Below are 22,606 nucleotides of genomic sequence, written 5' to 3' on the forward strand. Positions count from 1 at the left end.
ACCGCTGCAGCGCAATATAACGGTTGTTATCCCGCTGCCGATCTTTGATAATGACGCACAATGCACGGTGCTGAAGCAATTTCCCCGATCATGAAGGACGCGCTTGTTATCCTGGGCGCGGCCGGGATCGTGATCCCCCTTTTCGCCAGGTTCCGGGTGACCCCGATCATCGGCTTCATCCTCGTTGGCCTGTTGGTCGGCCCCTACGGGCTTGGCCGAATGGTGATGGAATACGAATGGCTGTCGCACGTTACCATCACCGATCAGGAGCGGCTTGAGCCGTTCGCCGAATTCGGCATCATTCTGCTGCTGTTCGCCATCGGGCTGGAACTCAGCTTCAACCGCCTGTGGCAGTTACGACGGCTGGTGTTCGGCCTCGGTGCGCTGGAATTGCTTGTGATCGGTTCGCTGATGGCGGCGATCCTGTCGATGATGGGCCAGTACTGGACAGGCGCGATGGCGCTGGGCCTGGCATTGGCGTTCTCCTCCACTGCCCTCGTGCTGCCTATTTCTGGAACGAATACACCGGTGGGCCGCGCTGCACTGTCCATGCTGCTGTTCGAGGATATCATGATCGTCCCGGTCATCTTCCTGCTCGGCGCGATGGCACCGTTCGCGCAGGCGGAAGGTTTGACCGGTTTGTGGGATACGCTGCTGCATGGGCTTATCGTCGTCGTAGTGCTGATGGTGGGCGGACGCCTGCTGCTACCGCGCCTGTTTGCCCAGGCTGCCCGTACGAAGAGCCCGGAACTCTTCCTTGCCGCCAGTCTTCTGGTCGTAATCGGCGCGAGCCTTGCCACGGCATTCGTCGGCCTGTCGCCTATCGTGGGCGCGCTGATCGCGGGCCTGCTGATCGCCGAAACCGAATACCACACCGAAGTCGAAGGCATCATGGAGCCCTTCAAGGGCCTCGCTCTGGGCATCTTCCTCATTACCGTGGGCATGAGCATCGACCTCGCCACGATCTGGGACAACCTCTGGCTGATACTTGCTGCCGTGGTGGGCGTGCTGACCTTGAAAGCCGTCGTCACCGGCGTGTTGCTGCGCCTGATGGGCGCGCGGCGCAGCACGGCGACGGAAACCGGCATCCTGATGGCCAGCCCCTCGGAGACGACCCTCATCGTCCTGGCGGCCGCGACGAACGCCCTGCTGATCCAGCCCGGAACAGCCCAGTTCTGGCAGATCGTAACCGCCATCGGCCTCACCATCACGCCGCTCCTCGCGCTTCTCGGGCGCCACGTGGCAGGCCGGGTGGAGCCCGCCCCCTCGCTGGAGGAAATCGATGGCGATCCATCCACGCCGCGGGTTGTCATCGTGGGCTTCGGCCGCGTCGGCAGGCTAGTTGCGCAGATGCTGGATGCCCACGGAAAGGCCTACGTCGGCGTCGATGCCGATTCGGACCTGATCGAAAGGGCGCGGCGTGAAGGCTATTATGCCATTTACGGCAACGCCATGCGTTCGGACGCGCTGGACAGGCTGGGCATTGAAAACGCACCGGCGGTTATCCTGACCATGGACGAGCACGTTCTCGCGCAAAGGCTGGTCAAGAAATTGCGCGCCGCACGTCCTGATATGCCGATCATCGCCCGAGCGCGCGACAGTTTCCACGCGGCGGAGCTTTACCGAAGCGGCGCCTCTACCGCCGTACCGGAGACCCTCGAGAGCTCACTCCAGCTATCCGAAGCGGCACTGGTGGACCTGGGCGTCGCCATGGGGCCGGTAATCGCGTCCATCCACGAAAAACGCGACGAATTCAGGGAGCAGATCCGTGAGGAAGGCGCCCTGGAAAGCAAGCCGAAACTGCGCACAAGCACGGCAGAAAGCTGAAATTCTCGGAAATTCAAACGGATTGGCGCGTTGGGTGGGAAAGGAGAATTTCCCATGAGCGAACAAAAAGATCCGACGAAGCCCGTTCCCAACGACGAGAAGTTCAAGCCGAAGAACGTCGCCGACGGCCAAGAGCACGGCCGCGCAACGCGCAACATGAAGGACGTTCCGCGCGGCAGCGACGGAGACCGCCGCCGCGCCGCCCAAAACCGCACGGACTGATTCCCGTACGGACCGATTACTGAAGCTTATGCCGCTTCGGTCGCCAGTGCCTCGCGCACGGCGGCCAGGGCGGCATCTGCGTTCCCGCCATCAGGCCCACCGCCTTGTGCCATGTCCGGTCGGCCACCGCCGCCTTTTCCGCCAAGCGCCTCTACACCGACCCGGACGAGATCGACTGCACTGATCGTGCTCGTAAGGTCGTCGGTAACACCGACCGCAAAAGCCGCTTTTCCGTCATTCACCGCGCAGATCGCGGCAACGCCGGAACCCATGCGGGACTTTGCCTCATCAAGCAGGCCGCGCAATTCCTTGTAATTCATGCCGGAAAGCACTTGGCCGGAAAACTTGACTCCGCCGACCTCTTCGTCGGTCTGAGGGGCAGCCCCACCCCCACCAAGAGCGAGCTGCTTCTTCGCTTCGGCCAGTTCGCGTTCAAGTGTCTTACGTTCGTCGACCAGTGCTGCCACGCGCGCCTCGACCTCGTCCGGTACGGTCTTGAGCGTTGCCGCGACCGATTTGAGAGCTTCCTCGCGGCTCACGATCCACTGGCGCGCGGCTTCGCCTGTCAGGGCCTCGATCCGCCGCACGCCCGACGAGACGGCGCTTTCCGAAATGATGCGGAACAGGCCGATATCGCCGGTCGCGCGCACGTGTGTCCCTCCGCAAAGTTCCACGGAGTAATTGCGCCCGGTGCCTTCCCAGTTCGGCCGGCCTATGGAGAGGACGCGCACTTCCTCGCCGTATTTCTCTCCGAACAGCGCCATCGCGCCCGCTTCGATGGCATCGTCTGGGCTCATCAACTGCGTGCGCACTTCGTCGTTGGCGCGGATTTCGGCGTTCACTTCGGCTTCGATCGCAGCGATTTCCGAGGGCGTGATCGGTTTGGGATGCGAGAAGTCAAAACGAAGGCGGTCCTCGGCGACGAGTGAACCTTTCTGGGTCACGTGCTCGCCAAGGTGATTGCGAAGAGCGGCGTGGACCAGATGCGTGGCCGAGTGATTTGCGCGAATCTTGTCGCGGCGCTCCGCATCGATGGCGAGATGGACGGTATCGCCTACTGCGATGGTACCGGAATTGATCTTGCCATGGTGCGCGTGCAGGCGACCAAGTGGTTTGGAGGTATCCGAGACCGCGATCTCCAGGCGATGGTCGCCGGTAATCACGCCGGCATCGCCGGTCTGCCCGCCGCTTTCGCCGTAGAACGGGGTCTGGTTGGTCAGGATCGTCACCTCCTGCCCGCTGTCTGCCCTGCTCACTTCCTTGCCGTCGACGACGAGCGCGACAACACGGCCCTCGCCTTCCGTGGAGGCATAGCCGGTAAATTCTGTAGCACCCTCGCGCTCGGCGATGTCGAACCAATGGTCGCCATCTGCCGCAGCACCGGAGCCCTTCCATGCCGCACGTGCGGCGGCCTTCTGCTGAGCCATGGCGGCATCGAAGCCCTCGCGATCCACACCAACGCCGCGCGAACGCAGCGCGTCTTCGGTAAGGTCATAGGGGAAGCCATAGGTGTCGTAGAGCATGAAGGCGGTCTCACCCGGCAGGCTATCGCCTTCACCGAGCGAGCCGGCTTCGTCGTCGAGCAGGCGCAGGCCTTTTTCCAGCGTTTGACGGAAGCGGCTTTCCTCCCGCTCGAGAACTTCGGTGATGAGCGCCTGCGCGCGGCCAAGATCGGGATAAGCCTGCCCCATCTCGCTTACCAGCGTCGGCACGAGGCGGTGCATGAGCGGCTTGTCCGCGCCCAGCAGATGCGCATGCCGCATCGCGCGGCGCATGATGCGACGCAGCACGTATCCGCGCCCCTCGTTCGACGGCAGCACGCCATCCGCGATCAGGAAACTCGTGGAGCGCAGGTGGTCTGCGATCACCCGGTGGCTTGCCAGCGCGCTATCTTCCTCGGCGCGCGCGCCGGAGAGGTCTTCGCTGGCTGCGATGATGGTCTTGAACGTATCCGTCTCGAACACGTTGTGGACACCCTGGAGGACGGTAGAAATGCGCTCGAGCCCCATCCCGGTATCGATACTGGGGCGCGGCAGGTCTCCGGTAATCTCGTCGGCTTCCTGCAGGTGCTGCATGAAGACGAGGTTCCAGATTTCAACGAACCGGTCCCCGTCCTCCTCCGGCGAGCCGGGAGGGCCGCCCGCCACATCGGGCCCGTGATCCCAGAATATTTCCGAGCAAGGACCGCAGGGACCATCGGAGCCCATCGCCCAGAAATTGTCTTTCGTGGGGATGCGGATGATGCGCTCTTCAGGCAGGCCGGCGATTCGTTTCCACAGGTCGAAAGCTTCATCGTCCGTATGATAGACCGTGGCTGTAAGGCGTTTCGGATCCAGGCCGAATTCCTTCGTGACCATGTTCCAGGCGAGTTCGATCGCCCGCTCCTTGAAATAGTCGCCGAAGCTGAAGTTGCCGAGCATCTCGAAGAACGTCAGGTGCCGCGCAGTGTACCCGACATTGTCGAGGTCGTTGTGCTTACCACCGGCACGCACGCATTTCTGGCTGCTGGTGGCGCGCGGCGCGGGCGGCGTCTCGACACCCGTGAACACGTTCTTGAACGGCACCATGCCCGCATTCACGAACATGAGCGAAGGATCGTTGTACGGCACTAGGGGTGCCGACGGGACGATCTGGTGATCGTTGGCCGCGAAGTAATCGAGAAAAGTGCGGCGAATATCGTTGGTCGAAGTCATGCAAGGCGAATTAGGGGGCAATTGGCCCTCCGGCAAGCCGCGTTGCGCCACTAACTGGCCTTCTTTGCCGTCACGATCCACGCAGCGGCGGGCAAGGCGACGATCCCGTCATGGTCGTGGCGCTCACATAGAGCGTGCACGCGGCTAAGGAACCGGTCTTTCTCCTCGCCTTCAAGCTCGGCCGAAGCGCGGGCTGCGGGACCGATGCGGCAGAAATAGGCGAAAGCATCCTCCACGGCATTTTCGCCAGCTCCGGCGATCATCGGAAAGTCGACCGCCTCGAATGCGATATCGGTCCAGCCTCCCGCCGAGAGGATGGACGTCACCCTGTCTTTGTCCGCAAAGGCGAAAGGACCAGGTGCCGCCGCGTCTATGGGGGGTGGAGCTTCCGGAAGGAGCTTGCCGACCTCGGTGAAGAACGGATTCTCGGATACATCGCGGAAGCACGAGAACATCAGTCCCGCGTCCTTCTGGGCCTGCCTGGCCAGGTTTGCAAAAGCCGCGGGGGGATCGCCGAAGAACATGACACCGTGACGGGAGATCAGGAAATCAGGCGCGGTCGCGTGATCGCTGGCCCATTCGGCGGCATCCGCCAGTATGAACCGCACGTTCCCGAGATGGCTACCCCGTTCGGTCGCCGCTTCAATGAGCTTCGGTGAGACATCTACCCCGGTGACGGTCACGTCCCGGCGTCCGCGGGCGATCGCGAGGGAGAGTTCGCCCGCGCCGCAGCCGACGTCCAGCACCTTGCGGAAGGTGAACTCCCGGGTTCTCTGGAGGAGCCGTTCGGTCAGGCGGGTAAAACTGCGATCCGTCCTGCGCCATTCTGCAGCCCAGGTCTCGCCGCTCTTGCCCTGCCACTCGCTCTTGTCGACCAACACGTTTCTCCCCTAGAGACGCCGGTGTTATCGGGCGACCCGGCACTCGGCAATGTGCAAGATGCGAAGAAGCCGGCGTTGGGGGCACGAGGGCCACCGCTCGCCGGCTCCGGTTTCGCAAGGCCATTCGGACTGGCGGTTTCCAACTATCCTGGAACACCTGGAACACAGTCCTGGACGCAAAAACCTCCGGCGGCCTTCTTGAGGAGATCAGTCTTCGGGGTCCGCGTCCGGCCCTGTCATCATCTCCTCGGCGACTTCATCGGTTTTGCCGCGGATAGCAGCCTCCAACTTGTCGCGAACTTCGGGATTCTCCTTGAGGAAGGTCTTGGCGTTCTCGCGGCCCTGGCCGATGCGAACGCTGTCGTAGCTGAACCACGAGCCGCTCTTCTCGACCACCCCGGCCTTCACGCCGAGATCGAGAATTTCGCCGATCTTCGAGATGCCCTCGCCGTACATGATGTCGAATTCGACCTGCTTGAACGGCGGGGCGACCTTGTTCTTGACCACCTTCACGCGGGTGGAGTTGCCCACCACTTCGTCGCGGTCCTTGATCTGGCCGGTGCGACGGATGTCGAGACGGACCGAGGCGTAGAACTTCAGCGCGTTGCCGCCCGTCGTCGTCTCCGGGTTGCCGTACATCACGCCGATCTTCATGCGCAGCTGATTGATGAAGATCACCATGCACTTGGAACGGTTGATCGAGCCGGTCAGCTTGCGCAGCGATTGCGACATCAGGCGCGCCTGGAGACCGACGTGGCTGTCGCCCATCTCGCCTTCGATCTCGGCACGCGGCACCAGGGCTGCAACCGAGTCGACAACGAGAATGTCGATCGCATTCGACCGCACGAGCGTATCGGTGATTTCCAGCGCCTGCTCACCCGTGTCGGGCTGCGAGACGATCAGTTCGTCGATGTCGACGCCCAGCTTCTTGGCATAGACGGGATCGAGCGCGTGCTCGGCATCGACGAAGGCAGCGGTGCCGCCGGCCTTCTGCGCCTCTGCAATGCAGTGCAGCGCCAGCGTGGTCTTGCCCGAGCTTTCAGGCCCGTAGACCTCGATCACGCGGCCCTTGGGCAGGCCGCCCACGCCAAGCGCGATATCAAGCCCGAGCGAGCCAGTGGAAATCGATTCCACCTGCATGGCTTCCTTCTGGCCCAGCTTCATTGCCGAGCCCTTGCCGAATGCGCGATCGATCTGGGCAAGTGCGGCGTCCAGCGCCTTCTGACGGTCCACGTTGGATTCCTTTTCAACCAATTTCAGATTTGCACCTGCCATGACATGGCCTCCATCTGCTTGCTAGGGTCTTGTCTAACTCTTCAACAGCAGCAGATGTACCCACTTTGTTCCATAAGAACAAGAGTGGAACAGAATTTTTGTTGGATTTCGGCCGGCAGGCTCGGATTTCCGCCATTGCTGGCGTGAAATCGCGCCTAGTCAGTGACTTCCCCAACCTGCCAATCCAGAACTCGCGTTCCGTTTGCCGGAACATTGACCAGAACGATTCGCTGGCCGTTGCGCAAACGCTCCCGCAGGCCGCGAAACCGCCACTGGCTGTTGAAGCCAAGCTGGATGCGCACGGTGACGGGATGTGGATTGGCATTGGTGAGAGTCGCGCGCGCATCCATCCAGCGCGCGCCCGCCTCACGCGGGTCCTTCGCTCCGGCATGGTTGCAGGCGACGAACACCTGCGCGGATTCGCCCAGCGAGAGTTCCACATCCTGCCCCGAAGCGTAATCGCGCAGCGTCTCCTCCGCCACCAGCAGCTCGCCGCGCGGCCCCCGCTCGAAGACCGAGACCGTGCCTGTGGGCAGTGCCACGCCGAGGCCGTGTTCGTCGTCGTTCACCGTTTCCAGCAGGAGGCGCGCAGGTGCGGGATCGGCGTTCCAGTTCCACGGGGTACAATCGCTCTCGTAAACGAGTTCGCCCTCGACGCCCTCCTCGCGCAGGAATGCGACCTGCTTCAGCCCTTGCGCGTTCACATCGACCGGCACGGGCACGCGGTAGAGCTTGAGGTCGCCCAGCTGTTCTTCCCCGGCCATCACCGGCGCTGCCGATTCCATCGCCACGCGCTGAACCCGCGAGCCGGTGACGACGATCCCGTCCGCCATCATCGCCATCGGCGGAGGGGGCGGCGGCGGAGGAGGCGGCGGCGGATAATTGATGGGTGAACCGCGCGCGGTGCTGCCGATGGGATAGCACGTAAGGCGAAGGGGCCGCGCAGTCGGCGGATCGGCAAGGTTCTCGAAATCGCTGGTCACGTTCAGCGTACCCGCAACGGCCATCAGTTCTGCGTCGGGGAAGCTCTGGCCGTTGTCGTTGAGGATCGTCAGCCAGCTCGTCAGGTCGAAACGGACATCGTCGGCGTCGCGGCCTTCGTGGAGGGTGGCGACATAGCTCGCCTCCCAGTCGAAGCCCCAGGCGAGGTAGGAGAGCGTGACCGTATATGTGCCGCCGCTGGCATCGCGGGTGTCGATGGAGAAGATCGGTTCGGACGAGAGGCCATCGGGAATGTCATCGAACGTCAGCCGTTCGGGCAGGCCGGAGCAGCGCACCGCCTCGTAGCCGTCCCGCGTTTGCAGGACGATACCGCCGTCGGCGCGGGTGCGGATGATCGCGTCCTCGCTCGCTGCCTCTCCGGTGCCCGGATTGGTGCGGGTAATGGTGACGCGGTTGCCAAGCGTGCCGTCCACCAGTGCGGCAGGGCTTAGCAGGTCGGCGTTGCGGTTCTTCTCGATCGTGCCGCCCGGCAGGCCCGTGACGATGGCGGAAACGGCGACCATGCCTTCCGCCACGCCTTCGAAACGGATGCGGGATTCCCCCGGCGGCAGGGTAACGGTGCGGGTTTCGGAAATCATCGCGAAACCCTGCGGCCAGCGCGTGTTCATCGTGCCGCCCACGCCGCGATTGGGATCGCGATAGACGGTGACGGCGAGGCTTTCCGGCTCGCTCGCCTCAACGATCACGCGATCCTGCGCGTTGGCCGCTGTCGAACAGGCCACGGCAAGAGACGCCATGACAGTCGCACTAAGCAAGGTAGGGAGGCGCACCGCCCTTCCCCTCAGAACCGCGTCTCGTAAGTCACGCGCACTTCGCGCTCGCCGTTGGCGGGCACGGAGACGCGATAGAGGCGGGTGTCGCGGTTGATCTGCTCGCCTTCCACGTCCTCGCTCACCACGCGGAAATCCCAACCCCACCAGTACTGTCCGAGGCCGTTCTGCGTGAGTTGCACCACAACCGGCTCCGGCTTGGCATTGGTGAAGGTGTATTTCATCGTGGTGCGGTAATAGTCGACTGCGCGCTCCACCTCGACTTCGCGCACCACCTGGCCATCCTCGAGCACGCGGTAGCGACGGCTCGCCTCGTATTCGGCGGCGGTGATGCGTTCGCGGTCCTCGACCTCGGCCTGCATGTAGACGTCGAAGGCATCGCCGGTGCGCAGCGACAGCGTGCTGCCCATGGGCGTGTGGCCGATGCCGTTTTCGCCGATGAACTGCGGGTTACCCTCGGCATCGCGCTGGTAGAAGCGGACGGTGCCCGCAGGCAGCGCATCGCCCAGCCCGCCTTCACGGCTGGAGTTGAAACTGATGGCGGTGGAGGCGGGGCGGAAGTCCTCATCGTTCGCCAGCCAGTAGGCGCCGATCGAATAGACGCGGCTCGCGGGCACGCCCTGCGCGTCGAGGAAGCCGACCTGCTTGGTCTGAGCGTTGGCGATCGTGGTGCGCTCTTCCAGCGGGTAAAGGTAGAAATCGCCGAGCCGCTCGCGGTCGGCAGTCTGGGTACCGGGGCGCACCATGTCGCGGCGCGGGCCTCCGCCACCATTGGGCGAGCCTGCCACGAGCAGCGTATCGGCAGCGTGGAACGTGGTGCCGGTGGTGTTGGTGAGCGTGACCCAGCCCTGCATGTCCACCGTGCCGTTCGTTTCATCGAACAGCGCGACATAGTCTGCCGTCCAGCCAAGGCCCGGCGTGAGATAGCGGATGGAGGCATCGCGCGTACCGCTGCTGGTGGAATTCAGGGTGACGGACAAGGTGGGGCGCGCGCGCAGGTTGGGCGGCACCTCGTCAAACACCACGCGCACGGGCAGGCCGTCGTCGCGCAGCACCTCGATCCGGTCGCCGATGCGCACCACCACGCCGCCCGCGGTGGAGAGGACTTCGGCCCGCTCGCGCACTTCGGTGCCGGTGGCAGGATTGGTGCGCACCAGCGTTACGGTCTGGCCGATGGCCTTTTCCATCAGCTTGGTGGGTGTCAGCAGGTCGAAGTCGAAGTTCTGCTCGACGATGGCGGTGTTCTCGGCATTGAAGCTGAGCGTTGCCGGGCGGATCTGCGCGGAGACATCGGGAAACTCGATGCGCGTTGTGCCGCGCGGGATATCGAGCCGGCGGATATCCTGCACCAGCGACTGGCCGTTCTGGTAGATGGTGACGGAAACGTCGCCCTGCGCCGTTCCCTCCTGCACCTGCTGCTGGGCCGATGCAGGCAGCGTCAGCGCGCTGGCAGCGAGAATTGCGGCTGTGGCCTGGCGGGTGAATTTCATGTCGGCAGTCCCTCCCTCTACACGACGATGATATAAGGTATCACGACCTGTATCGTACGTGAACGCCGGAATCATCCTTTGCGATCAGCACGCTAACCGCCTTTGCGCGGGTTCGCCAGCACTTCGCCAACCTTGTCGGCGATCTGCCTGACGCTGAAGGGCTTGGGGATGAAATGCATCGCCTCGATATCGATTTCGTCGCGCAACTGTCCCTCGGCATAGCCCGACATGAACAGGATCGGCAGGTCCGGATTGGTCTTGCGAATCTCGCGGGCCATGGCGGGGCCATCCATGCTGGGCATCACCACGTCGGACACGACGAGGTCGAACTCGTGCTTGCCGGACTGGACGATCTCCAGTCCCTCGTCCCCGTCGCTGGCGGTGACGATGGTGTAGCCCTGCCGCGCCAGCGCGCGCTCGGCGACGGCGCGGACCATGTCCTCGTCCTCCACCACAAGGATGCAGCCGCCGCCCGACCAGTCGCGGCCCTTCTCTTCCACCTCGGCGCGTTTCAGCTCTTCCTCGGTCGCCTCGTGAACGGGCAGGTAGATGGTGAAGCGCGCGCCCTTGATGCCGCCGTCAGGCGCCTTGGCGTTGGAGGCGAAGATGAACCCGCCTGACTGCTTGATGATGCCGTAGACGGTGGAGAGGCCGAGTCCAGTGCCCTTGCCCTGCTCCTTGGTGGTGAAGAACGGCTCGAAGATCTTGCCCAGCACGTGCTGCGGGATGCCGCCGCCGGTATCCTCCGCGATCAGCACGGTGTAGTCGCCTGCGGGGATGATCTCGCTCCCCATGCGGCGGATATCCTTCGCTTCCACCCGGCGGGTGGCGAAGGTCAGCGTGCCGCTGGCACCCTCTCCGCCGCCGCTGGCCTGGATCGCATCGCGCGCGTTCACGGCGAGGTTGATGATCACCTGCTCGAGCTGGCGCGGGTCGGCGCGCACGGGGCCGAGGCCGCGGTCGTGTCGCACTTTCAGCGTGATCTTGGCGCCCAGCAGCCGCTTGAGCAGATGGCTGACCTCGCTCAGCACGTCGGGCAGTTGCAGCACTTCGGGTTGCAGCGTCTGCTGGCGACTGAAGGCGAGCAACTGCCGCGTCAGGCTGGCCGCGCGGTTGGAGTTGGCCTTGATCTGCTGGATATCGTCGTAGTCGCTGTCGCCCGGCGTATGGCGCAGCAGCATGAGGTCGCAATAACCGATTATAGCGGTGAGCACGTTGTTGAAATCGTGCGCGACGCCGCCCGCCAGTTGGCCCACGGCCTGCATCTTGGTGGCCTGCGCCACCTGCCGCTTCAGCCGCGCTTCCTCCGTCGTGTCCGCCAGCGAAAGCAGCACCGCCGCTTCCCCCAGCCCGCGCACACCGGCAAGGCCGATGCTGACAGGCTCGTCCGGATCGCCGCGCAGGCGCACGGCCACGTCGCCGCTGGAAGCAGGCCCCTGGCCATAGCGTCGCACGGCATCGGACATGGCGGTCTTGTCTCGCGGCACCACCAGGTCCGAGGGATAGGGCGGCAGGTCCGCGCCGATACCGGATGCACGCCGGAAGGCCGGGTTGGCGAAGAGGAACTTGCCATCGCGATTGGTCGTGGCAAGGCCCAGCGGCAACTGTTCCAGCAAGCTTTCCAGTTGCGCCGCCTGCCCCTTCGCTTCCCCGCCCCAGCCGCCAAGGCCGATGCCGGAATCGATGAGCAGCATGATCGAGGGCGCTTCGGCAGCAGCCTTGCCGGGCACCTGTTCCGCTGCCGCCACATCGGGATCGACCAGCGGCACCTGCACCAGCGTTTGCGGAGAGCCCTTCTGCCCCTCGCGCGCAAAGAAGATGCGCTCGCGATCGTCTGAACGAAGCAGGCGCACGAATTCCTGGCCCGACATGCTGGCGTTCTCGTCTCCCAGAGCGCGGCGCGCGAGCGCGGGGCTGGCCGCGCGCACCATGCCATCGGGCGAAACCAGCGCCACGGCGATCCCGGCGGAGCCGAGCACGCGGCCGAACAGGCCGGTAATGTGGCCGCCGATCCCGGCCAGCGGATTGGTGCGGGTAACGGGGGTGAAGCGCCAGACGAGATAGTCGTCCCCGCCGCCTGCGCGCACAGCGCGCGCTTCCCAGCTCTTCTCCTCGTCGGCGACGACCACCGGCTCCCCGCCCTGCCCGTCGCGCCAGGCCGCGCGCGCCAGGCGCGTGAGCTTTTCGGCACTCGTGCCGTCGACCGGCAGGCGCGGCGGCGCGTTGCTGGAGCCGAACCACAGCTCGAACGTGGCGTTTGCGCAGACGAGCCGATTGGCACGGTCGGTGATGGCAACCGCCTGATCCGCACGCTCTATGGCGGCAACGGTGACTGACCAGTCGGGCGTATCAAGAGCGGGCTGCGCGTGCCCGCCGACGCGCGCCCGCGCGGCTGCAAAGGCAATCAGCCCCAGCACCACCAGCCCGCCTGCGTAGGCAAGCGTTGCCGTCACGTTGGAAGTCGCAAGCTGGATAAGGGCGATGCTGGCCAGCACGGCGGCCGCCACGGCGATCACATCGATCAGCCGGCCCGATTCCTTCGCATTGACGATCTTCATTGCGAAAGCCCTAGCAAAGCCGCCTGCCGCGCCCTAGCCGGCATAGCAGGCCAATGCCCGAAAATGTTCATTCGGCCGGTTGCGGCGTCTTCAGTTTTCCGGGGCGCTGCCCCCACTTGCGTGCAACCACGAAGCGCCAGGCAAAGCTGGACACGAGGTAGCCCACAGCGGCACCAACCACGGCCAGCACGACAAAGCCGAAAGCGGCAACGCCCGCGATCTCCGCCCACTGCGCGAATTCCTGGAACCAGGTGCTTTGCACATGCTCGTTCGCGGCGCCGGTGGTGGCGGCGTCGATTTTCAGCACGAACTGGCCCAGCTTGTGCGCGATTACCGCCCAGAAGGCGACGGTGAAGGGGTTGGTGATCAGCGTGGTGACGGCGGCAAGCGGCAGGTTGGCGCGCGAAGGCAGGGCCAGCGCCACCGCGAGGATCGTCTGCCCCAACGGGATGATGAAAGCGGCGAACACGCCAAGCGCCACGCCGCGCGGCACGCTGCGGCGATTGAAACGCCACAATTCCGAACGCGCAATGGTCCCGGCGACAGGAGAGAGCCAGCGATTCCTCGCCATCTCTTCCTTCTCCGGCATTTTCGGCATCCTTGCCGAAAGCCATCGACTCGCCCTTTTCATCATGGGTTGGCCCATACTCCTTTGCGCCGCCATTCATAGATGGTTTTAGCCCAGCAGATGACAACCGTCGCTTAACGGCCCTCGCGCTATTTCAGGCGATATTTTCGCCCGGCCTGTCGCATTCTTCCAATCGAAGGCGAATTCAGCCCGCTTCGCGCATCAGGATCGTTCTCTGAGCAGTCTGGCCTTGTCGCGCTGCCAGTCCCGGTCCTTGATCGCCGCGCGCTTGTCGTGCGCCTGCTTGCCCTTGGCCAGCGCCAGCTCGACTTTCGCCCGGCCTCGTCCGTTGAAATAGACGGACAGCGGAACCAGCGTCATGCCCTTGCGCTCGACTGCGCCGAACAGGCGGTTGATCTCGCGCTGGTGCAGCAGCAGCTTGCGCGGCCGCTTGGGCTCATGGTTGTGGCGATTGCCGTGGCTGAATTCGGGAATGTTGGCGTTGACCAGCCACACCTGCCCGTCCTTCACCTCGGCATAACTCTCGGCAATGGAGCCCTCGCCCGCCCGCAGCGCCTTCACCTCGGTGCCCTGCAAGGCGATGCCCGCCTCGAAGGTATCCTCGATAGTATAATTGAACCGCGCCTTGCGGTTTTCTGCGACGACCTTCTGCTTGTCGAACGTGGCGTGTTTGGGACGGGCCATAAGGTGGCCGCATGTAGGGATGCCCCCGCAAAAAGGCAAAGGCCAATAGGCAAGGGCCGATTAGGAGCGGGAACCTCGCGCCTACATCAAATCCTCCGGCAGCGTCGGGCTGCTGAGGATGCCGATGAAGCGATCCCACTGCGTCGCCATGTCGGCGTCTCCCGCCTCGACGGCCGCGCCCACGATCTCGGAGCCGAGCCCGTAGTTGATCACGTAGCTGCGGTAGGTATCCATGAAGCGCAGGCTCTGTTCGGCGCGTTCGCGGCTCATCAGGCGGTAGCGCATCGAGGCGTCGATCACTTCCTCGCGCGTCATGGTTTCGTCGAGATAGGCGGCAGCGATGGTGTAGTAGGCGCCGGACAGTCCCTCCAGCGCCTCGCGTAGCTCGTAATACTGCTCGATATCGCTGGCATCGATGCCTGCCAGCGGAGCCAGCACGTCGCGCTCGTATTCCAGCTGACTGTTGCCGGGGAAGGCCAGCTTTACGCCGTATTCCGCGCTGCCTTCGGAAATGATCGCGCGCGGCGAATAGAGCGGCAGGAGGGTGAATTCGATCTGGCCCAGTTCATTCACCCGGTCCCGCTCGATCAGCGTGGAATAGACGTGGTGGCCGGGATAGGCCTCGTGACAGCCGACATCCACCGCGCGGTCCAGCCGGGTCGGCAGGTCGGTGTTGATCTCGATCACCGAGTGATAGTCGCCTTGGTAATAGTTGAACCCGCCCCACGGCTTGTCGGTGACGAGGGAGAGGTCGAAGCTCTCGCTTTCGGGAAGCGGAATGTGCGGCAAGGTGCGCTTGCGGCACTCGTCCACCGCCGCGTCGATCACCGCGCGAAGGCGGTCGTTGGGGATGATGAAGCGGTCCTGGTAGGCATTGAGCCGCTCGTTCAGCGGGCCGTCTGATGGATCGCCGGGCACCAGTTCCTCGATGCGGTCCAGCACCGGGTCCAGCGTGGTGAGGTCGATCAGTTCGGGGCGCACGCCGAACAGGCCCTCGGCTTCGTCTTGGAACGGGATTTCTTCGCCGCGCAGCATCCTCAGGCGCACCTTGGCGCTGGACAGCATTGCGCGCAGGTAACGCACCCGCTCTGCTTCCAGTGTGCCGGGCTGCGTCTCGATCAGCCCGAGCGTCGCGTCGAGCGCGGTGACGCGGGCCTGCAACATCGGCAGCGTGGTGTCGTCGTCCTGCTCGGCAGCGCGGGTCGCGAGTTCCTCCGGCCCGTAATAGGCATCCACGTAGCCGGGGTCCTTTTCGCCGATGGCCAGTTGGATTGCCAAATAGTCACGCGCCAGCACATCGAGCGCGGGCGGCTGGATGCCGGGCATGGTGGCGCAGGATGTGAGCGCGAGGGCGCTGGCGGCGAGGAGGACGGGACGGATCACGCAGCGATCCCCGCAAGGTCCATCGCCTCGTCCACCGCTTTCCTCGCGGCATCCGAGCACGGCACGATGGGCAGGCGCACATCGGGGCTGAACCAGTCGAACAGCTTGCTGAGCGCATACTTGGCGGGCGCGGGGCTGGCGTCGGCGAACATCGCCCTGTGCAGCGGGTAGAGCCGCTCGTTGCGTTCGCGCGCCGTTGCGAAATCGCCCCTGGCGGCGGCGGCGTGGAAATCGGCGCACAGCTTCGGCGCGACGTTGGCCGTCACCGAGATGCAGCCGGACTGGCCCAGCGCGTAGCCTGCCAGCACCAGCGGATCGTCGCCCGACAGCTGGCAGAAGTCCGGCCCTGCGCCCATGCGATGCGTGACGACGCGCGACAGGTCGCCGCTGGCATCCTTGATCGCCACGATCTTGTCCGGGAAGCGGCGATGCAGTTCGATCACCGTTTCGGGCGCGATGTCCGTCACCGTGCGGCCGGGCACGTTGTAAAGCACGATCGGCAGGTCCGCCCGCTCCGCCAGGTAGCTGAAATGCGCCAGCAGACCTTCCTGCGAGGGACGGTTGTAATAGGGCGCGACCAGCAACAGCGCGTCGGCTCCGGCGGTCTGTGCTTCCTTGATGTGCCACAGCGCGGTCTGCGTATCGTTGGAGCCTGCGCCCGCGATCACCGGAACGCGGCCCTTGGCGACCTCTGCGCACACGGCGATGACCTTGTGGTGCTCGTCATTGTCCAGCGTGGCACTTTCGCCCGTCGTGCCGCAGGGGACGAGCGCGCTTGACCCGTTTTCGATCTGCCAGTCGATGAAGCGGCGGTAGGCTTCCTCGTCGACATCGTCGCCTGCAAACGGGGTGGCGAGCGCGGGAATGGAACCTGAGAACATTTTACGCCTCTCGTGCGTTGGTGTGAAAAGACGACTCGAAGGAAAATCGCGCCGAAACAGCGCCCTTTCCCAATAGCCTTACCCATTCGGAGGGATTATGTATTCAGCGCCTGATAAGGATGCGCCCCATAGGATGTCCAGCATGGTTCGACTTCCCCTTGTAGCTCTCGTTGCGGCCATGGCCGCCCCTGCTTTCATGTCTTCCGGCGCATTGGCGCAGGATGCCGCCGAATGGAATCGCAACCGCGCCCAGCTCGTGGCCCAGCAGCCCGGCCCGATGGCGCAGGAAATCACCCGGTGGGAGCGTTTGTGGGATGATCGGCAGGCGCAGTTGCCGTTCACCGAGTACGCGAACTTCCTGCTCGCCAACCCCGGTTTCCCGGACGAGACGACGCTACGCGCCCGCGCCGAGCAGCGCCTGCGTTCCGAATTCACAGAGCCCGGCGTACTGCTGCGCTTCTTCGAGAACCAGGACCCCGTCACCAACTATGCCAAGGCGCACTATGCGCTGGCCCTGATGGGGCAGGATCGCGCCGCGTCCGAGCGCTGGGCGCTGGAGGCATGGCGCGGCGGCGAGATGAGCCCGACGGCAGAAGCCGCGCTCTTCGCCAATTTCGGCAGCGATTTCACCCAGGCCGACCAGGACATGCGCATGGACGCCCTGCTGTGGCAGCGCGATGGCGAGGCCGCCGCGCGCCAGATCGATCGGGTTTCTCCGAACAAGCGCCGCGTTTTCGCCGCGCGCCTCGCCATCCTTCAGGGCGGCGACGGGGCGACCGACGCGCCGGGCGCGACGGCCGATCCGGGCTATCTGTTCAACCGCAGCCGCGAACTGCGCCAGGAAGGTCGCTCCGGCGAAGCCGTGCGCATGATCGTGGACGGGCCGCAGCTTGCCGCCCTTCCCCTCGACCAGACCGCCTGGATTACCGAATTGCTTGCCGTGGCCCGCGCCGCGAACACGCGCGACAGCGTCCGCGTGGCGCAGCGCGCGATCGAGGCGTTCGAGCCGGGCTACGACATCTCCACCGGCGAATACCGCCTGCGCGACGATTACACCTCGCTGATGTGGCTGGGCGGCACCAACGCTTTGTGGCAGCTGGGTGATGGCGCCGCCGCCGCGCCGCTGTTCTACCAGTATGGCGCCGCCGCGCGCACACCGCAGACCCGCTCCAAGGGCTTCTTCTGGGCAGGCGAGGCCTATCGCCGCGCCGGGAACACGGCGGAGGCGACGCGCCATTACGAGATGGCCGCCGACTATGCCGACAAGTTCTATGGCCTGATGGCGCTCGACCGGCTGGGCCGCGACGTGCCCAGCTTCGACCGGATGCCGCAGGGCACGCCGACCGAGGCGGAACGCCAGGCGTTCCTCAACAAGCCGATCACCCGCGCTGTCTCCGAAGTCGCCCGCGATGCGCCGTGGAGCACCGGCATTCGCTTCTACCGCTCCATCGCCGACCAGGCGGAGACAGTGGCCGAGCATGTGCTGGTTGCCGAACTCGCCCGCGATATCGGCCGCCGCGACCTTGCAGTGAACCTCGCCGATTCGGCGATGGAGGACGGGCACGAGGGCTTTACCCGCATCGGCTATCCCACGCTGGATACCCCGCCAGGCACCAACTGGACCATGATCCATGCCCTTGCCCGGCAGGAAAGCCAGTTTGCCGAGAACGCCATCAGCCATGCAGGCGCGCGCGGGATCATGCAGTTCATGCCCGCCACCGCGCAGGAAGAGGCGCGCCGCGCCCGCGTGCAGTATTCGGCAAGCCGCCTGATCGACGATCCGCAATATGCGATGATGCTGGGTTCCAACCACATCGAGCGGCTGATTTCCTATTACGACGGCAGCTATCCGCTCGCCATCGCGGCCTACAATGCCGGCCCCGGCAACGTGAACCGCTGGCTGCGCGAGAACGGTGACCCGCGGGTGACGGGTGACTGGCTCAAGTGGATCGAGCAGATCGGTTTCTTCGAAACGAAGAACTACGTGCAACGCGTGGTGGAAAATGCGGTGGTCTACGAACACCTCTATCCCGACCGCACCGGCCGCGCCGGAGAGCCGCGCCACGTGACCGACTTTCTGCGCTAGGTTTCTCGGTTTCAGGCGAACAGGGCGGCGTTGCGCGGGCGCAGTGCCGCCGCTTCGATGGGCGCGTCCCATCTCGTGTTTGCGTGAGGCGCAGGCTTCGACGAGCGGCAAAGCTTGAGCAAACGCTGTTTCGTTTTATAGCGCGTCCATGCCCTCTCCGGACAACACCCAGCCCATCACCCCCGCAGGCCTTGCCGCGCTGAAGGACCGTTACGATCACCTGCTGGGAAAGGAACGTCCCGAGATCGTGGAGATCGTCAGCTGGGCCGCCGGCAACGGCGATCGCAGCGAGAACGGCGATTACCTGTATGGCCGCAAGAAGATGCGCGAGATCGACCGGGAACTGGCTTTCCTCGCCAAGGTGATGAAGCACGCCAAGGTGGTCGACCCCAGCCAGCAGCCGGACAAGAGCCGGGTGTTCTTCGGAGCGACCGTGACGATTGCGGACGAGGACGACGAGGAGCGCACGCTCACCATCGTGGGAGACAAGGAGCAGGACGCAGGCAAGGGCCTTGTCGGCTGGTCCAGCCCCATCGCCCGTGCCCTGCGCGGCGCGCAGGTGGGTGATCTTCGCACCGTGCGCCTGCCGGGCGGCGAAAAGGAATGGGAAGTGGTTGCCATTACCTATCCCGACCAGGGTGCCTGAGCCGTGGCCGAAGTGATAAACCTGCGCATGGCCCGCAATCGGCGCGACCGCGCGGCGAGGGAAAAAGACGCCGCCTCTGCCCGCGCACAGCACGGCGTGGGAAGGGCCGAGCAGCAGGCCCGAAAGGCGGAAGATACGCGTGCCCGACGCCAGTTGGACGGTGCGAAACTGGAGCGGGACGACTGATGCGCACGACTTACATGGATGCAACCGTGCGGCTCTATCACCTCGACGGCGGCCCCGAAGGCGGAGCGGCGAACACGCTGTTCTACGGTCCGCTGGCGGAAGCGATGAAGATTGCCGACGCGCAGTCGGCGGAGGTGCAGGAAGGCCTCTACATCGCTACCGACAACGACGTGGTTGCCTGGCTCGACCTGATCGGCGAGTAGTCTTCACCCCAGCAAAAAGGCCCCCGGCGCGAGCCGGAGGCCCTTTCTTGTCCAGACGAACTGCGACTATTCGGCAGCTTCGCTTTTACCATCCTTGTCGCCAGCCTCGGCTTCAGCCTCGAACAGCGAAGGCGTGCTCTTTTCGTCCGCCACTTCCGCTTCGGCACTGAAATCGGCCGTGGCATTGCCGTTGGCCGCGCCTTCCACGAGCTTGCCGAGCGAGCTGCCATCGAGGCCGAGTTCCTTCATCAGCCCGTCCAGCACGGGTGCCTGCGCGCGGTAGGCGAGCGCTGCGGCCACGGCATCGTTGGCAAGATTGCCCGAACCGCCGCCAGAGCCGTTTGCAGTCGTGCCGGGCGCGCCGGACTTCTGCGTAAGGCCGTCGACCTGCACGATCTTGATCGAGTCGATCGCTTCCATCGGCTTCGCGCTTTCGCGGATGACTTCCGGTAGCACTTTCAGCAAGGCCAGCTTGGTCTGCAGGCTGATCTGCTCCATCGACAGGATGTTAGCCGCTTCGTTGACGGCGCGCTGGCCGGCAGCTTCCACTTCGAACTTCACGCGGTCGGCTTCGGCCAGCAGCTTGGTGGCGTCGGCCTCGCCCTTGGCGGCCATGCGGGCAGCTTCGGCGCGGTTGGTGGCGGCATCCTTATCGGCCTCGGCATCGACGCGGATCTTGATCGCGTCCCGCTCTGCCTGCTTGGCCGCCTCGATCAGTTCGATCTTCTTCTGACGCTCGGCAATCTCGCTTTCGCGGGCCGTGGCGACCTGTTCCTCGGCAGCGACGGCCTTGGCGCGCGCAGCGTCGGCTTCGGCCTTGGCCTGGCTTTCCTCGCGGGACTTGTTCTGCACCGCGATCTGCTGCTCCTGGCGGGCGATCTCGAGCGCGCGGACCTGGTCGATCCGGCGTTCTTCCACCAGCCTGTCAGCCTCGATCTGCTGCGCGTCGACCAGCTTCTTCGCCTCGATCCGTGCGGCGTCGGCCTCGCGCTGGCGCTCGGCCTGCTGGCTGGCAATCTCGGACATCTGCGCGGCGCGGCGCACTTCGACTTCGCGCTCCTGCTCAAGCCGGGCATATTCAGTATCGCGGCTGATCTCGAAGCTCTTCTGCGCCGCCTCGAGGTTCTTCGTCTCCATCTGCACGCGGGTATCCTGCTCGATATCGTTGCGCAGTTTCTTGCGCGCCTCGATCTGTTCGGTCAGCTTGGTCAGGCCCTCGGCGTCGAAGGCGTTGTTGGCGTTGAAGTGCTCGATGCTGGTCTGGTCGAGCCCGGTCAGCGAGACCGATTCAAGTTCCAGGCCGTTCATGGCGAGGTCGTTCGACGAGACCTGCTGCACCTTCTGCACGAAGTCCGCGCGCTGTTCGTGCAGCTCGTTCATGGTCATGCCCGCAGCGACGGAGCGCAGCGCGTCGACGAACTTGCCTTCGACCAGGTCCTTCAGCATTTCGGGTTGCATCGTGCGCTGGCCCAGCGTTTGGGCTGCCATGGCGATGGCTTCGCTGTCGGGCTTCACGCGGACGTAGAACTCCGCCTTCACGTCGATGCGCAGCCGGTCGAGCGTGATCAGCGCTTCCCCATCCCGACGCACCACGCTCAGCACCAGCGTGTTCATGTTGACGGGCATGGTCTCGTGGAAGATCGGGAACACCAGCGCGCCCCCGTTCATCACGACCTTTTCGCCGCCGACGCCTGTCCGCACGAATGCGATTTCCTTCGAAGCGCGACGATACATCTTCAGCAGGAAGATGATGATGACGAGGACCGCGATGGCCCCTCCCAGCAATGTCACGAAGCCGAGATCCAGTAATCCTTCCATGTCTTCTCCTGTCGTTATCTAGTGTCAGGACACTGGCCCCAGCTTGCGCTCTGCCAGGGGGACGCCGAAAAAGACGCCTCCCTCGCGGCGCACGAGCAATACCTCGTCCCCCTCGTGGATCGTGCTCGCATCCTCATGTGGCTCGAGCATTACGTAATGCGCGTGGCCATGACGGTCGCGCACTTTCGTTCTTGCGGGAGAGCCACGCTCGGCCTTCCCGGTGGTGATGGTTCCGCGCCTTCCGACAAGGCTGCCCAGCCCCACGGCGCTCGTCTCGTCCTGCGGCAGGATGTTCCCGAGCGGACGCACCAGCGTGGCCGTGATTGGCAAGCTCGCCCCGCCGGAAAACAGCGCGGCCAGCCATGGGTAGAGCGGGTTGCCGGTGAGTTCTTCCGCGAACACCTGGATGCCCATGCCCACCACGGTGAACAGCAGCAGGAAGACCATCAGCCATACCATCAGCGGAACCCGGCCCAGCCCCAGCAGGGTCAGCAAGGCTCCGCCAAACCCGGCATCGGGCACTTCCGCCGCGTTCGCATCGAAGTCCGGCGCGTCGACGTCCAGTTCGATGTCGCCGCCGAAATCGAAGTCGCCAAGGCCGATCAGCTGGAGCACCAATGCACAAACCATCAGGCCAAAGGCGATCGCGAATGGCAGGTTGTAGTCGGCAAGCAGGCTCATCGTATCGCTCACCACCCGGCGAGCGGCCGAGGGCGTCCTTTCCAAGTTCGGGTCAATTTTTCCGGATGCCCCTTCCCGTTGCATTCATATTGCAGAAATCTCGCAAAAATTCCAGAAAAACCGGATTCAGATGATACGATTTTCGGGATTCCACAGGCGCGATACAGTCGCCTATAGAACAGGCATGAAGCAACTTCTCATTCCGCTTGCCCTGCTAGCCTTCGCAACGCCTGTCGCCGCGAAGGATAGTCTTGGCGTGTTCGGACATTGGGGCGCTTTTCGCGATGCGGAGGTGCCGCGTTGCTATGCCATCGCGGAAGCGGTGGACAGTCGTAACCGGCGCGACTTCGAACCCTACGCCAGCGTCGGCACTTGGCCTGAGCGCCGAGTGCGCGGACAAGTGCATTTCCGCCTGAGCCGGGAATTGTCGGACAGCCCGCGCCTGCGCCTCGCCATAGGCAGCCAGCGGTTCGACCTGACAGGCGGCGGCAACGAAGGCTGGGCCGTGGATGGCAGCGATGATGCCGCCATTGTCGCCGCGATGCGCAGCGGCAACCGCATGAGCATCAGCGCCACCGACAATCGCGGCAACCGCTTCACCGATCGCTATTCGCTGGAAGGCGCTGCAACAGCGCTCGACGCCGCCAGCGTGGGCTGCGCCTCTCGATAGCGCGCAAAGAAAAAGGGCCGGAAGGATTGCTCCTCCCGGCCCCGTTTCATTCACATCAGGC

19 protein-coding genes are annotated in these 22,606 nt (G+C 64.5%); 7 read left to right on the plus strand and 12 right to left on the minus strand.

All coding sequences use genetic code 11. The annotated features are described in order from the left end of the window. Nucleotides 1-60: 60 nt before the first annotated feature. Together ABFX23_RS05890 and ABFX23_RS05895 are read left to right on the plus strand one after the other, a co-directional pair. Nucleotides 61-1,827, plus strand: a complete 1,767-nt coding sequence (locus ABFX23_RS05890) for a cation:proton antiporter domain-containing protein (RefSeq protein WP_346032170.1) — start codon at nucleotides 61-63, stop codon at nucleotides 1,825-1,827. Nucleotides 1,828-1,881: 54 nt separating this feature from the next. Further along, a complete protein-coding gene (locus tag ABFX23_RS05895) occupies nucleotides 1,882-2,049 on the plus strand; it encodes a hypothetical protein (protein ID WP_346032171.1) in 168 nt (55 codons plus the stop codon). Nucleotides 2,050-2,075: 26 nt separating this feature from the next. On the opposite strand, the gene alaS is transcribed toward ABFX23_RS05895, so the two are convergent. The 10 genes from alaS to dapA form a co-directional block, all read right to left on the minus strand. Beyond that, on the minus strand, nucleotides 2,076-4,742 hold the full coding sequence (gene alaS / locus ABFX23_RS05900) for an alanine--tRNA ligase (protein WP_346032172.1): 2,667 nt from the start codon (nucleotides 4,740-4,742) through the stop codon (nucleotides 2,076-2,078). A 50-nt stretch (nucleotides 4,743-4,792) separates the two neighbouring features. Then, nucleotides 4,793-5,620 carry a class I SAM-dependent methyltransferase gene (locus ABFX23_RS05905; protein ID WP_346032173.1) on the minus strand — a complete coding sequence of 276 codons (828 nt, stop codon included), beginning with the start codon at nucleotides 5,618-5,620 and terminating at the stop codon, nucleotides 4,793-4,795. Between the two features lie 210 nt (nucleotides 5,621-5,830). After that, the gene (gene recA, locus ABFX23_RS05910) at nucleotides 5,831-6,898 is read right to left on the minus strand and encodes a recombinase RecA (RefSeq protein WP_346032174.1); all 1,068 of its coding nucleotides are present in this window, start codon (nucleotides 6,896-6,898) and stop codon (nucleotides 5,831-5,833) included. A 155-nt stretch (nucleotides 6,899-7,053) separates the two neighbouring features. Further along, complete coding sequence (locus ABFX23_RS05915) at nucleotides 7,054-8,637, minus strand: DUF4139 domain-containing protein (protein WP_346032175.1); 1,584 nt, start codon at nucleotides 8,635-8,637, stop codon at nucleotides 7,054-7,056. Nucleotides 8,638-8,681: 44 nt separating this feature from the next. Next, nucleotides 8,682-10,160 (minus strand): DUF4139 domain-containing protein, encoded by a 1,479-nt coding sequence (locus ABFX23_RS05920; RefSeq protein ID WP_346032176.1) that lies wholly within the window; start codon nucleotides 10,158-10,160, stop codon nucleotides 8,682-8,684. Between the two features lie 92 nt (nucleotides 10,161-10,252). Continuing rightward, nucleotides 10,253-12,718, minus strand: coding sequence for a response regulator (locus tag ABFX23_RS05925; protein ID WP_346032177.1), 2,466 nt, complete (start codon nucleotides 12,716-12,718; stop codon nucleotides 10,253-10,255). Nucleotides 12,719-12,785: 67 nt separating this feature from the next. Beyond that, nucleotides 12,786-13,307, minus strand: coding sequence for a DUF2062 domain-containing protein (locus ABFX23_RS05930; RefSeq protein ID WP_346032178.1), 522 nt, complete (start codon nucleotides 13,305-13,307; stop codon nucleotides 12,786-12,788). 201 nt (nucleotides 13,308-13,508) lie between these two features. Then, a complete protein-coding gene (gene smpB, locus ABFX23_RS05935; RefSeq protein ID WP_346032179.1) occupies nucleotides 13,509-13,991 on the minus strand; it encodes an SsrA-binding protein SmpB in 483 nt (160 codons plus the stop codon). A gap of 81 nt (nucleotides 13,992-14,072) precedes the next feature. After that, nucleotides 14,073-15,374 (minus strand): hypothetical protein, encoded by a 1,302-nt coding sequence (locus ABFX23_RS05940; protein ID WP_346032180.1) that lies wholly within the window; start codon nucleotides 15,372-15,374, stop codon nucleotides 14,073-14,075. Next, nucleotides 15,371-16,255, minus strand: coding sequence for a 4-hydroxy-tetrahydrodipicolinate synthase (gene dapA / locus ABFX23_RS05945; RefSeq protein ID WP_346032181.1), 885 nt, complete (start codon nucleotides 16,253-16,255; stop codon nucleotides 15,371-15,373). The genes ABFX23_RS05940 and dapA overlap by 4 nt, the downstream gene beginning before the upstream one ends. A 142-nt stretch (nucleotides 16,256-16,397) precedes the next feature. Between dapA and ABFX23_RS05950 the strand changes: the two genes are divergently transcribed. From ABFX23_RS05950 to ABFX23_RS05965, 4 genes are all read left to right on the plus strand, one after another. Then, a complete protein-coding gene (locus ABFX23_RS05950) occupies nucleotides 16,398-18,341 on the plus strand; it encodes a lytic transglycosylase domain-containing protein (protein ID WP_346032182.1) in 1,944 nt (647 codons plus the stop codon). A gap of 148 nt (nucleotides 18,342-18,489) precedes the next feature. Further along, on the plus strand, nucleotides 18,490-18,987 hold the full coding sequence (greB, locus tag ABFX23_RS05955) for a transcription elongation factor GreB (protein WP_346032183.1): 498 nt from the start codon (nucleotides 18,490-18,492) through the stop codon (nucleotides 18,985-18,987). Between the two features lie 3 nt (nucleotides 18,988-18,990). Then, a complete protein-coding gene (locus tag ABFX23_RS05960; RefSeq protein WP_346032184.1) occupies nucleotides 18,991-19,173 on the plus strand; it encodes a DUF4169 family protein in 183 nt (60 codons plus the stop codon). Next, a complete protein-coding gene (locus tag ABFX23_RS05965; RefSeq protein WP_346032185.1) occupies nucleotides 19,173-19,376 on the plus strand; it encodes a hypothetical protein in 204 nt (67 codons plus the stop codon). The genes ABFX23_RS05960 and ABFX23_RS05965 overlap by 1 nt, the downstream gene beginning before the upstream one ends. Nucleotides 19,377-19,442: 66 nt before the next feature. On the opposite strand, the gene ABFX23_RS05970 is transcribed toward ABFX23_RS05965, so the two are convergent. Both ABFX23_RS05970 and ABFX23_RS05975 read right to left on the minus strand, forming a co-directional pair. Beyond that, entirely contained in the window at nucleotides 19,443-21,194 is a 1,752-nt protein-coding gene (locus ABFX23_RS05970) for a flotillin family protein (protein WP_346032186.1), read from the minus strand. Nucleotides 21,195-21,218: 24 nt separating this feature from the next. Further along, on the minus strand, nucleotides 21,219-21,920 hold the full coding sequence (locus ABFX23_RS05975; protein ID WP_346032187.1) for a YqiJ family protein: 702 nt from the start codon (nucleotides 21,918-21,920) through the stop codon (nucleotides 21,219-21,221). 139 nt (nucleotides 21,921-22,059) lie between these two features. Here ABFX23_RS05975 and ABFX23_RS05980 point away from each other — a divergent pair, with 139 nt between their 5' ends. Beyond that, a complete protein-coding gene (locus tag ABFX23_RS05980) occupies nucleotides 22,060-22,545 on the plus strand; it encodes an invasion associated locus B family protein (RefSeq protein WP_346032188.1) in 486 nt (161 codons plus the stop codon). Nucleotides 22,546-22,606: the final 61 nt, after the last annotated feature.

The organism is Erythrobacter westpacificensis, assembly GCF_039542285.1.
In the GTDB taxonomy this organism is placed as follows: Bacteria; Pseudomonadota; Alphaproteobacteria; order Sphingomonadales; family Sphingomonadaceae; genus Alteraurantiacibacter; species Alteraurantiacibacter westpacificensis.

Bases quoted from the DNA above. Each gene is read 5' to 3' on its own strand.
- ABFX23_RS05895 (WP_346032171.1), top strand. From the start codon at position 1,882: ATGAGCGAACAAAAAGATCCGACGAAGCCCGTTCCCAACGACGAGAAG.
- ABFX23_RS05950 (WP_346032182.1), top strand. From the start codon at position 16,398: ATGGTTCGACTTCCCCTTGTAGCTCTCGTTGCGGCCATGGCCGCCCCT.
- greB (WP_346032183.1), top strand. From the start codon at position 18,490: ATGCCCTCTCCGGACAACACCCAGCCCATCACCCCCGCAGGCCTTGCC.
- ABFX23_RS05965 (WP_346032185.1), top strand. From the start codon at position 19,173: ATGCGCACGACTTACATGGATGCAACCGTGCGGCTCTATCACCTCGAC.
- smpB (WP_346032179.1), bottom strand. From the start codon at position 13,991: ATGGCCCGTCCCAAACACGCCACGTTCGACAAGCAGAAGGTCGTCGCA.
- ABFX23_RS05970 (WP_346032186.1), bottom strand. From the start codon at position 21,194: ATGGAAGGATTACTGGATCTCGGCTTCGTGACATTGCTGGGAGGGGCC.
- recA (WP_346032174.1), bottom strand. From the start codon at position 6,898: ATGGCAGGTGCAAATCTGAAATTGGTTGAAAAGGAATCCAACGTGGAC.
- ABFX23_RS05925 (WP_346032177.1), bottom strand. From the start codon at position 12,718: ATGAAGATCGTCAATGCGAAGGAATCGGGCCGGCTGATCGATGTGATC.
- alaS (WP_346032172.1), bottom strand. From the start codon at position 4,742: ATGACTTCGACCAACGATATTCGCCGCACTTTTCTCGATTACTTCGCG.
- dapA (WP_346032181.1), bottom strand. From the start codon at position 16,255: ATGTTCTCAGGTTCCATTCCCGCGCTCGCCACCCCGTTTGCAGGCGAC.
- ABFX23_RS05890 (WP_346032170.1), top strand. From the start codon at position 61: ATGCACGGTGCTGAAGCAATTTCCCCGATCATGAAGGACGCGCTTGTT.
- ABFX23_RS05915 (WP_346032175.1), bottom strand. From the start codon at position 8,637: ATGGCGTCTCTTGCCGTGGCCTGTTCGACAGCGGCCAACGCGCAGGAT.
- ABFX23_RS05930 (WP_346032178.1), bottom strand. From the start codon at position 13,307: ATGCCGGAGAAGGAAGAGATGGCGAGGAATCGCTGGCTCTCTCCTGTC.
- ABFX23_RS05920 (WP_346032176.1), bottom strand. From the start codon at position 10,160: ATGAAATTCACCCGCCAGGCCACAGCCGCAATTCTCGCTGCCAGCGCG.
- ABFX23_RS05980 (WP_346032188.1), top strand. From the start codon at position 22,060: ATGAAGCAACTTCTCATTCCGCTTGCCCTGCTAGCCTTCGCAACGCCT.